The following is an 11431-nucleotide window of genomic DNA, read 5'->3' as shown; positions in this document are numbered from 1 at the left end:
TTAAAACACCCCATTACAATAATTTTAGAAATTTTTTTATAAAAAAATTATGGCAAAACCACTATGTTTTATAAAACTAAACAACAGTATCTTTATTTTAGAATTTTTAAAATCCTTAAAAAATAACGGTTATAAAAACTGTATAATCATTTTAGAAAATTAAATTTCAAATAAATTTGTTTAAAAAATAAGCTACACTTCTTATAGTAAAGCATAAACGTTTTTCTAAATTTTTAATTGCTTAAAAATTTTCCTTTGAAAAATCAGGTGTTACAAAGATAGAATAGCTTATTTTTTTAATAAATTTATATTTTTCTATTATATAAAAAAACAATAAAAATATCAGTATCTTCATTTTAGAAAAACTAATTTAAGATAACAAACCTAATAAAATAGCCTCTTCATAAAAAATATACTCTCATATTAGAAAATTAAATATTATTAATTTTCTAATATGAGAGTATATTTAAAGGTTTATAAAAACATTACTCTTATTTTAGAATTTATATATCCCCTTAAAATAAAAGCTTTTTTAGACATTACTAATATTTTAGAAAAACAAACTAATAAAAAAAAATTATGTTAGTTTAATTAATAGATTCAAACCATTACACTCATATTAGAAACTCTAAAACCGTTATAAAATAAAGCTTATAATATAACTATACCAAGATTTTAGAAAATTAATTAACTAATTATAGCTCAACCATTGAAAAATTGCAAGCAAAATATAAAATAAAAAAAATTCTAACTTTCACTACATTATACATTATACATTATAACATCATCTATATGATTCTTTATATTAATAGCTATATTCTTATTTTAGAAAAAAATCAATTATAATAATCATAATTAAAAATTCAGATTTAAAAAATTGCATATTTTTCCCCAAAAGTGTAGCTTATTTTCTGATTAAGTTTATACTTTCCTAATAGACAAAAAAATAAACTAATATTTATCTGATAAAACATAAATATTTTTCTAAATCTTTAATTTCTGAAAAATCATATACTAAAAAAACAGTGTAACATATTTTCAAAATAAAATTATACTTATATATAGATATTAGATGAAAGAATTCTTAGTAAAATATATCAATTATACTTTCTAAAACAAGTGTAAATATTAATTAAAATTAAAAAAACATATTTTATTTATTAAAAATATATGATATACTATTGAAAATTATATGAAAAAATATTATTTAATAATAAAACTTCAACTATACTATCGTTTTAGAAAATACAATTAAATATTATTAGTGTTTATAAAAAGTGTCGCCGCGACACTTTTTATAAACAGAAAAAAGAAAGGACTTTTAATGAAAAAAAATGGGGAAGAAGTTTTAATAGATTTTTTAGATATACCTAATATGAAAATATTTCAAAAAAATGATCATTTTAATTTTTCTATTGACTCAGTGCTTTTAGCAAATTTTTTAACAATCAATAGAAAACTTAAAAATATAACAGAATTAGGATTTGGGAATGGAGCAGTATCTTTACTATTATCTAAAAGAACAAGTGCAAAAATAACAGGAATAGAAATATTAAAAGATTCTTATGAATTAGCAAAAAAAAATATAAATATAAACAATTTGGAAAACAGAATAGAAATAATACACGATGATATGAAAAACTGGAAAAAACATCTAAAAGAACAAAGTCAAGATGCAGTAATTTCTAACCCTCCATTTTTCAAAAATTCAGATATAAATAATTTAGACCAATTAAGTATAGCAAGACACGAAATAGCTATAACTCTTGAAGAAATTATCTTTATTTCAGGGAAATTATTAAGAAATATGGGCTATTTTGCAATTGTTCATAGAGCTGAAAGATTTTATGAAATATTAAATATAATGAAAAAAAACAAAATAGAACCCAAAAGGATAAAGTTTTGTTATACTACAAAAAATAAAAATTCTAAAATTGTTTTGATAGAAGGTAAAAAAAATTCAAAAGAGGGAATTATAATAGAACAACCATTATATATAAATAAAGAAAATGGAGAATATACAGAAATTGTAAAAAAAATGTTTGCAGGGGAAATTGATAAAATTTGAAAATATTTTTTAAATAAAAAAATAAGCTACGCTTCATCTGGTAGAACATAAATGTTTTTCAAAATTTTTGGCTTCTGAAAAATTTTGCTTTGAAAAATCGCATATTTCAAAAAAATGGCGTAGCTTATTTTCTAGACAAATTTATACTTTCCTAGTAAATAAAAAACAAGCTACGTTTTTAATCTGATAAAGCATAAATGTTTTTCTGAATTTTTGGCTTCTGAAAAATCTCACTTTTAAAAATCGTATATTTCAAAAAAAGCATAACTTATTTTCTGAATACATTTATACTTTCAGGTTAAATAAAAAAATAAAATAGGAGATGAAGTGAATGAAAAAAAGAATGAAATTTTTAACAGTATTAGTTTTGGCAACAACTATTTTAGGATGTAAAAACCTTCCAGCTTTGAAATCAAATGAATTATCTGAGGTAAAGAATTTTAATATTAATGATGAATTTGATAATAATAAGTACAAATGGTATGAAGAAAAAAACAAAGAAATAGAAGTAAAAGTAGCAAATGGTTATTATAATATTGATCATAAAGATGAAGATTCTTCTTTTCAAATCTATAAGAAATTTGACTTTAAAGATGATAAAACTTATTTAGGAGAAACTAGTATTAGATATGAAAAAGGAAACACAGATGAAGGTTTCGGAATATATTTTGGATTAAGCAATAAAAGACAGGCTTATTTTGAAATAGATAATTTAGGAGAAGTTACTATATTTGAAGATGAAGGAGATAAAACAAGCACTATTTTAGACTGGACTAAAACAGAGGCGGTAAACATAAATGATTGGAATATTTTTGAATTTATAATGGGTAAGGGGGAGATACAAGTATATTTAAACAATTATAAAATTGGAACTATAAATTTGAAATTAAATAAAACAAAATTAACAGAAGTAGGATATGACGTGAATGGTAAGTTAAAAGTAAATATAGATTATATGAGAGGAAAAAGTATAAAAAACTAAGAGAAATCTAAAAAGCACTAAATGATTAGAACATAAAAAGTAGTTTTCTAAATTTTTATCTACTATATATAGTTTCGTTGCAACGTTCGAACACAATATATAGTAGATGAAAAGAAAACTAAATATTTTTTGTGGTCAAAGCACTAAATGATTAAAATTTTTCAAGGTATTCTTAAATATTAAAAATAGTTTAAATAAGATATAATATATGATATAATAGTTTAAAAGTTAAAATAGGAGATGGATAATATGCATAAAATAATAGAAAAAGAGATATTGAATAGTGTAGTAGAAAAAATAGTAGTAGAAGCACCTTTTGTAGCAAGAAAATGTGAACCTGGTCAATTTGTAATAATAAGAGTAGAAGAAGATGGAGAAAGGATTCCTCTTACAATTGCTGATTATAATAGAGAAGATAAAACAGTAACATTAATTTATCAAGTTGTAGGATATACTACAAAATTATTAAGTGAAAAAAATAAAGGCGATTTTATAAGTGATGTAGCAGGACCACTTGGGAAAGCTACTAAATTAGAAAAGAAAAATAGAGTTTTAGGAATAGCAGGTGGCGTTGGAGCAGCTCCACTATATCCTCAAATTAGAAAATTAAATGAATTAGGAGTAAAAACAGATATAATTATAGGTGGCAGAAGTAAAGAAAATATTATATTAGAAGATGAATTTAGAAAAATTAGTGAAAATATTTATTTTGCAACAAATGATGGTAGTGAAGGAACTAAAGGATTTGTAACTGATGTATTAAATGAATTAATAAAAAATGGTGAAAAATATGATGAAATAATAACAATTGGACCAGTAATTATGATGAAAGCAGTAGTGGAAATAACAAAAAAATTAAATATTCCAACATCTGTATCTTTAAATCCAATTATGATTGACGGAACTGGAATGTGTGGAGGATGCAGAGTAAAAATAGGAGAAGAAACAAAATTTGCATGTGTAGATGGACCAGATTTTGATGGATTTTTAGTTGATTTTGATGGATTAATGAGAAAACAGACAATGTTTAAAGAAGAGGAACAAGAAAAAGATCATAAATGTAAAATAGGATTGGATTAGAAGCGGTTTTAAAACACGCAGTTCTTTAACTGTTTTTATAACAAATTTATTTTTTAGAGATAAAATAATTAAAAGAAAGAAGAGATATGGTTATCATACCTCTTCTTTCTTTGTATAAACAGTAGTTTTATTTCTACCACTATTTTTAGATTCATATAAAGCAATATCAGAATTTAATATCATATTATCAATATTTTTAGGATTATCAATAAAAATATTTGAAACACCAAGGCTTAAAGTTACATTTAAAGAATTATTATTATTACTGTATTTAGTTCTTTCAATATTCTTTCTTATTTTTTCAGCTACATTTTCAGCTTGTTCAATAGATGTATTTGGTAATATTACTAAAAATTCTTCTCCACCATATCTTCCAAAAATATCCTCTTTTCTTAAACTATCGTGTATATTTTTTGCTGTATTTTCTAAAACAAAATCTCCTGTTAAATGTCCATAAGTATCATTTACATTTTTAAAAAAATCAATATCAATCATAATACATGATAAATTTATATTGTGTCTTTTGCATTTAGCAAACTCTTTTTCGAAAGCGTTTATTAGGTAGGAACGATTATATATTCCTGTTAATTTATCAGTGGTAGCTGTTTTAAATAAAACATTATTTTTTTCATTTAATTGTTGGTTAATCTTTTTTAAATTTGAATTTGCTCTGTGTAAATCTTTCGTTTTTTCTAAAACCAAAGATTCTAAATTTTTAGTATGATTTTTTATTCGAATTATCATTCGATTAAACTCTACACTTAATAATCCAATTTCACTTTTAGAATGAATTTTAAGTGGTAAATATTTTTTTGAAATATTAATGTTTTTTATTTTATTTAAAAATTCTTTAAGAGGTCTAAACATAATTCTATTTAAAAGTAAATTAATAATAATAATATTTAATATATATATAGTTATTATCAAAAGTATTAACAATTGAAAGGAGTTTAATTCATCATTAAATTCATTAAAATATCCTCCAGAAGCTATAATCCAGTCCATAGATGGAATATAGGAGTAAACTACTAATTTATACGAAGTTTTTTTATTTTTTTTATTTTTCCAAGGATATTTAATAATTCCATTTTTATTTTTAACCACTTCTTTTATAAAGTAATGGTTTTTTTCATCTTTGGCGTTAAGGATATTTGTTCCTTGTAAATAGGGATGAATAATAAGATTTCCTTTAGAATCTATAACATAAGAATATCCAGTTTTTCCAAATTTAAGAGCTAAAATCTGATTTCTAAAATCGTTAATATTTATAAGAGATTTTAGTTCATTTCTTTTAGCAGAAACTGAAATAATCCAATCCCAAGGTTTAAAATAGGCCATATATAAAACTTTATTTTCTGGTCTTTGATAGTCATAACTTGCAAATTTATATTTTATAAATCCATTTTTATGATTAATTTGTCTTTTTATAAAATCATAATTTTTTAAATTTTTATGATTAAAAAATTTAGAAGGATGATAAACTAAATCTCCTTTGGAATTAACAATATAAATATATCCAGAATCTGCAATTTTTTGAGAAAAGAAAAGTTCAAATAACCTTTTTTTAGCTTCTTGTTCTGTAATAATATTATTTTTAAAATTATTATATAATTTAACTGTAATATCTCTATTTTTTTCGGCAATACCTCTTAAGTAACTTTTTATAGAAACATCAAGACTACCTTGGATTAATTCATTAATAACATTATTATCTTTTTTTAGTGTATTTAAAGTTTTATTATAAATTTTATTTTTTTGATAGCAATAAAAAAAATAGATCAAAAAAATAAAAATAAGTAAAAAAATAGTATTAAGTATAAAAAATTTAGATTTAATTTTCATAAAGTTCACCTCAATGAATTATTATATATTATAAGAAAGAAAAAAACAAGAAAAATAATTGTTGATTTTTTATATAAAAAATAGTATACTATAAATATAGGGAGGGGGGCTATATGAAAATTAAAGAGATTATAAATAGAAAAGTATTAAATTTATTGAAATATTTAGGAAGTGAGAATAATAAAAACTTAGGGACAGAAAAATTAGATTGTTGTAATATGAATAAAGAAGAGGGAAATGAAAACGGAAGTAAAGGGAAAAAGAGAGGATGTAGATAAAAATGGAAACTAAAAAAAAAGAATTTGAGGTAATTGGTATGACCTGCACAGCTTGTGCAAAAACAATAGAAAGAAGACTTTTAAAAACAGTTGGAGTAGAAGCTGCTGGTGTGAATTTTGCAAATGAAAAATTGGTTGTAAAATTTGATGAAAATTTAATAGAAACTGAAAGAATAAAAGAAATTGTAAAAAAAGCTGGATATGATTTAGAAGAAAAAAAAGAGGAAAAAGAGATAATTATACCAATAGAAGGGATGACGTGCACTGCGTGCTCAAAAACTATTGAGAAAAAAGTTTCTAAAATAGATGGAGTAGTGAATATTAGTGTGAATTTTGCAAATGAAAAAGCATTTATAAAATATGATGCTTCTAAAACAAGAGTTTCAGAAATAAAAAATATAATAAAAAAAGCTGGATATATACCTTTAAAAATTGAAAAAGAAAATGATGTAGATTTTGAAAAAAAGAGACATGAAAAAGAGAGAAAAATTTTTCTTATAAAATTTATTGTTTCCTCTGTTTTTTCAATACCATTATTATATATAGCAATGGGACATATGTTTGGATTTTATTTGCCAGAAATAATAACTCCTGGTAGTCACCCGTTAAATTTTGCTTTTGCACAACTGTTTTTAGTAATTCCAGTGTTGATAGCAGGATATAAATTTTATACAGCAGGATTTAGAAATTTATTTACATTATCACCAAATATGGATTCTTTAGTGGCACTTGGAACAGGAGCAGCATTTTTATATGGAGTATATGCAATTATACAAATCTATTTTGGAAAATTATCTTTTACAAAAGATTTGTATTTTGAAACAGCAGGAATAATAATATCCTTTATACTTTTAGGTAAATATTTAGAAATAGTTTCAAAAGGTAAAACGTCTGATGCCATAAAAAAACTGGTTGGATTGCAGCCTAAAACTGCTTTAGTATTTCAAGATGGGAAAGAGATAGATATTCCAATTGAAGAAGTAGAAGAAGGAGATATAGTAATAGTAAAGCCAGGAGAAAAGATACCGGTAGATGGGATGATAATAGAAGGAGATACATATATAGATGAATCAATGTTGACTGGAGAAAGTATTCCTGTAGAGAAAAAAATTGGGGATAAAGTAATCGGAGGTTCTATTAATAAAAATGGATCTGTTAAATTTAAAGTAACAAAAGTTGGAAAAGATACAGTGTTATCTCAAATTATAAAATTAGTAGAAGAGGCACAAGGTTCAAAAGCACCTATTGCTAAATTAGCTGATATTGTGGCAGGGTATTTTGTACCAATTGTAATTTCAATTGCGATTATATCAGGATTGATTTGGTATTTGACAGGAGCTACATTTGTTTTTTCGTTGACAATAACTATTGCGGTATTGGTAATAGCTTGTCCATGTGCATTAGGCCTTGCAACGCCAACAGCAATAATGGTAGGGACCGGAAAAGGAGCAGAATATGGGATATTAATTAAAAATGGAGAAGCATTAGAAACAGCATTAAAAATTGATACAATAGTATTTGATAAAACAGGAACTCTTACAGAAGGAAAACCTAAAGTAACGGATGTTATAAAATTAGGAGAAATTTCAGAAGAAGAAATTTTAAATTTAGCAGCATCTTCTGAAAAAAAATCTGAACATCCATTAGGAGAAGCAATTGTAAATCTAGCCGAGGAAAGAAAAATAATATTAAAAAAAGTAGATAAATTTTTAGCTGAACCAGGGCATGGAATAAAAACTATAATAGATGAAAAAGAGATATTAATTGGAAACAAAAAGTTGTTAGAAGATAATAAAATAGATTTGAAGAATGATAATATAAGTTTAAAATTATCAAATGAAGGAAAAACTCCAATGTATATATCTGTAAATAATAGATTAGAAGGAATAATTGCAGTAGCAGACACAATAAAAGAATCAAGCTATAGTGCTATAAAAAGATTAAAAGAATTAAATTTAGATATAGCTATGATAACAGGAGATAATAAAAGAACAGCAACAGCAATTGCTAAAAAATTGGGAATTAATATTGTTTTATCAGAAGTATTGCCAAATGATAAATCTAATGAAATAAAAAAATTGCAAAGTGAAAATAAAATCGTAGCAATGGTTGGAGATGGAATTAATGATGCTCCAGCATTAGCTCAAGCTAACATTGGAATAGCTATAGGAAATGGAACAGATGTAGCTATTGAATCAGCTGATATAATTTTAATGAGAAGTAATATAAATGATGTAGCAACAGCAATTGAACTTAGTAAAGCAACAATTAGAAATATAAAACAAAATCTTTTTTGGGCATTTGGATATAATACTTTTGGAATACCAATTGCAGCAGGGGTTTTATATGCTTTTGGAGGTCCAAAATTAAATCCAATGATAGCAGGAGCAGCAATGGCATTTAGTTCAGTTTCAGTTGTGATTAATGCTTTGAGATTGAGGGGATTTAAACCTTCAAATAAAAAATAGAAGAATAGGGAGGATAAAAATGAAAAAGACAATATTAATTGATGGGATGAGTTGTGGGCATTGTGTAACGCATGTAAAAGAGGCTCTTAGTGAACTAGATGGAGTAAAAATAGACAATGTAGAAATTGGGAAAGCAGTGATAGATATTAATATAGATATAGCAGATAAAATTATAATTGATGCTATTGATGAAGCAGGATATGATGTGAAAGAAATAAAGTAATAATAAAAAGCTCTATAGAAAATAAAATCTATAGAGCTTTTTTTTTATGTTAGAAAAGTATAAATTTATTCAGAAAATAAGCTACGCTATTTACGGAATAAAATATAGTTTGTTTTTTATAATACTAAAAAATAAAGGAAAATAGTCATATATATAGTATAATAAATTGATAAGGCAAAAAAGGATCTAAAAACAAAAAAGGAGCTAAAAAAAATGAAATTAAGAAATAAAATTTTTCTAGGATTATTTTTAACTTTTTTAGTAGTCATTATTATTCAGGCAATAGGAACAAATTATTTTTTAAAACCAAAACTTTTAAAAATAGAGAGTAATTATGTTAAAGAGCAATTTAATAGAGCAGAAAAAAATATAAATGAAGAGTTATCAAATATTCAAAAGCTTGTGCTTGATTGGTCAATTTGGGATGATACTTATCAATTTATACAAAATCAAAATATTGAATATATAAAATCTAATATTAATGATACAACTTTTACAAATACAGGTGTAGAATTTATAACTATTTTAAATAAAAACAAAAAAGAAATTTATTCTGCAAAATATGATTATAAAACAAATAAAATTATTCCTTTTAAAAATAATTTTATAAAAGAAATAGATGATAACAAAAATAAAAAATTTCTTGGAATAAACAATAATAAAGTTGTAATGGTGTCATATAGCAAAGTTTTTGATACTAATGAAGAAAAACCTTTCAATGGATATTTAATGATGGGTTTTTCTTTGGATTCTAAACATTATAAAAATATTTCTGAAAGAGCCGGAGTAGAAGTTAAATTTTTAATTTCCAATAAAAAGTTAAAAAATTTAATATTAAATCCAAATAATAAATATATATTGGCGGAAAAAACAGTAGGATCTTTTGGAAAAAATAAAATTAATTTAAGAATTAAAAGTAAAAGATGGATTGGAGTAATTATTCTTAAAATTTTAAAAATATCTATATTGTTTAGTGTAGTAATTTATATTATATTTTTTATTATAGTAGGAATGAATGTTTATCATTCTGCAATAAAAGAGATAGAAAGTTTAAAAAAACAATTGGAGAATTTACCATTAGATAAATTTAAAGAAAAAATAAGAATAAAAGGATCAGGAGAATTTAAAGTATTGGCTGATTCAATTAACAAAATGATTTTAGAAATACAAAATATGAATATGGAAATTTTGTTAGGAAATGAAAAATATAGAGCACTTTTTGAAGAAAGTACAGTAATCCATATTATGGTTGATGAAAATTATTGTATAAGAGAAGTGAATAAAGCGGCAGAAAAGATTATTGGATATAATAGAGAGGAAATAGTAGGTGAAAGTATATTATCTTCTTTTGATGAAGAAAATAATATAAAAATAAAAAATATAATAGATAATATTTTTTTAGGAACAGGGTCAAAAGAAACAGAGGTAATGTTAAAAGCTAAAAATGGAGATATAAAATATTTAATTATAAAACCTTCAAATTTTCTTTTAATAGAAGAAGGGGACAAATATAGAGTTTTACTTGTAGGAACAGATATAACTGAAAAAAAACTAATTGAAAATGAGATAAAAAGATATGCTACTTTTGATGAGCTTACTGGATTATATAATCGTAGAATCGGAATAGAAATGTTAGAAAAAAATCTACAAATGGCCAAAAGAAATAATAATAATCTAATTGTTATATTTATTGATGTAAATGGCTTAAAAAAAATTAATGATTCTTTAGGGCATAAAAATGGAGATAAATTAATAAAAATTACAGCAGATATTTTAAAAGAAAGCAGTAGAGAATCAGATATAGTTTGTAGATTGGGCGGAGATGAATTTCTAGTGATATTAGTAAATTGTGATTTAGTGGATAGCGAAAAATTTTGGAATAGAGTCTTGGAAAATAAAGAAAGGAAAAATAGAAGTGGTAAATTTGACTTTAAAGTAAGTCTTAGTTATGGTATTGCATCATTAGATGAAAACAGAGAGATGAGTGCTTATAAAATAATAGAAATTGCAGATAATAGAATGTATGAAGATAAAAAATTAAAAAAAGCTGAAAGAAATTAAAAAAAAGGTTGATTTTTGTAGTTTTATGAAGTATATTATTAATAGAGGGCAGAGACGACCAGATTAGTGCTCACTGGTATAAAAAGATAGAGACGAAAAGTAAGGCAAGCAGACCAATTAACTGCAAATAAGCCCTCGAGAATAACACATTAAAATAGAAGAGTCGGGAAATCCCGGCTCTTCTATTTTAATTTAGGAATAGATTAAAAAATTTTAATTTTAATTTAATTTTAATTTAATAATCATATAGTATAATGTTATTGAAAAGAGGATAAAAAAAAGAAAAAAAAGAATATAAATTAATATTTTATATAAGAGCATTTTTTTGAGTTTTATATACGTTAAAAAACACCCTATTTTAACGTATTTTACCTCCTTTTAGAGGAAGCCTTCATAGTGGCTTCCCCTCCCTAACATATAGTTTATAGT

8 protein-coding genes are annotated in these 11431 nt (G+C 23.8%); 7 read left to right on the top strand and 1 reads right to left on the bottom strand.

The genetic code is table 11. From position 1 onward, the window contains the following. The first annotated feature begins 1324 nt into the window (after positions 1-1324). From RDY08_RS11640 to RDY08_RS11630, 3 genes are all read left to right on the top strand, one after another. Positions 1325-2068: a tRNA1(Val) (adenine(37)-N6)-methyltransferase gene (locus RDY08_RS11640; RefSeq protein ID WP_307905585.1), complete on the top strand. Its 744-nt coding sequence runs from the start codon at positions 1325-1327 to the stop codon at positions 2066-2068. 331 nt (positions 2069-2399) lie between these two features. Beyond that, positions 2400-3050 (top strand): hypothetical protein, encoded by a 651-nt coding sequence (locus tag RDY08_RS11635; protein ID WP_307905584.1) that lies wholly within the window; start codon positions 2400-2402, stop codon positions 3048-3050. A gap of 249 nt (positions 3051-3299) precedes the next feature. Then, positions 3300-4130, top strand: coding sequence for a sulfide/dihydroorotate dehydrogenase-like FAD/NAD-binding protein (locus tag RDY08_RS11630; RefSeq protein WP_307905583.1), 831 nt, complete (start codon positions 3300-3302; stop codon positions 4128-4130). A gap of 93 nt (positions 4131-4223) precedes the next feature. Here RDY08_RS11630 and RDY08_RS11625 read toward each other — a convergent pair whose 3' ends face one another. Beyond that, positions 4224-5972, bottom strand: a complete 1749-nt coding sequence (locus RDY08_RS11625) for a sensor domain-containing diguanylate cyclase (protein ID WP_307905582.1) — start codon at positions 5970-5972, stop codon at positions 4224-4226. Positions 5973-6085: 113 nt separating this feature from the next. Here RDY08_RS11625 and RDY08_RS11620 point away from each other — a divergent pair, with 113 nt between their 5' ends. The 4 genes from RDY08_RS11620 (at position 6086) to RDY08_RS11605 (ending at position 11002) form a co-directional block, all read left to right on the top strand. After that, positions 6086-6250: an LDCC motif putative metal-binding protein gene (locus tag RDY08_RS11620; protein WP_307905581.1), complete on the top strand. Its 165-nt coding sequence runs from the start codon at positions 6086-6088 to the stop codon at positions 6248-6250. A 2-nt stretch (positions 6251-6252) separates the two neighbouring features. After that, entirely contained in the window at positions 6253-8718 is a 2466-nt protein-coding gene (locus RDY08_RS11615) for a heavy metal translocating P-type ATPase (RefSeq protein WP_307905580.1), read from the top strand. A gap of 19 nt (positions 8719-8737) precedes the next feature. Beyond that, the gene (locus RDY08_RS11610) at positions 8738-8941 is read left to right on the top strand and encodes a heavy-metal-associated domain-containing protein (protein WP_307905579.1); all 204 of its coding nucleotides are present in this window, start codon (positions 8738-8740) and stop codon (positions 8939-8941) included. 213 nt (positions 8942-9154) lie between these two features. Further along, positions 9155-11002, top strand: a complete 1848-nt coding sequence (locus RDY08_RS11605) for a diguanylate cyclase (protein WP_307905578.1) — start codon at positions 9155-9157, stop codon at positions 11000-11002. Positions 11003-11431 lie beyond the last annotated feature (429 nt).

Origin of the sequence: Haliovirga abyssi (assembly GCF_030295325.1) — a bacterium.
In the GTDB taxonomy this organism is placed as follows: domain Bacteria; phylum Fusobacteriota; class Fusobacteriia; order Fusobacteriales; family Haliovirgaceae; genus Haliovirga; species Haliovirga abyssi.
Note: the sequence above shows the minus strand (reverse complement) of the source record. Positions and strands in the feature narration are given on the sequence as shown.

Bases quoted from the DNA above. Each gene is read 5' to 3' on its own strand.
- RDY08_RS11640 (WP_307905585.1), top strand. From the start codon at position 1,325: ATGAAAAAAAATGGGGAAGAAGTTTTAATAGATTTTTTAGATATACCT.
- RDY08_RS11635 (WP_307905584.1), top strand. From the start codon at position 2,400: ATGAAAAAAAGAATGAAATTTTTAACAGTATTAGTTTTGGCAACAACT.
- RDY08_RS11630 (WP_307905583.1), top strand. From the start codon at position 3,300: ATGCATAAAATAATAGAAAAAGAGATATTGAATAGTGTAGTAGAAAAA.
- RDY08_RS11625 (WP_307905582.1), bottom strand. From the start codon at position 5,972: ATGAAAATTAAATCTAAATTTTTTATACTTAATACTATTTTTTTACTT.
- RDY08_RS11620 (WP_307905581.1), top strand. From the start codon at position 6,086: ATGAAAATTAAAGAGATTATAAATAGAAAAGTATTAAATTTATTGAAA.
- RDY08_RS11615 (WP_307905580.1), top strand. From the start codon at position 6,253: ATGGAAACTAAAAAAAAAGAATTTGAGGTAATTGGTATGACCTGCACA.
- RDY08_RS11610 (WP_307905579.1), top strand. From the start codon at position 8,738: ATGAAAAAGACAATATTAATTGATGGGATGAGTTGTGGGCATTGTGTA.
- RDY08_RS11605 (WP_307905578.1), top strand. From the start codon at position 9,155: ATGAAATTAAGAAATAAAATTTTTCTAGGATTATTTTTAACTTTTTTA.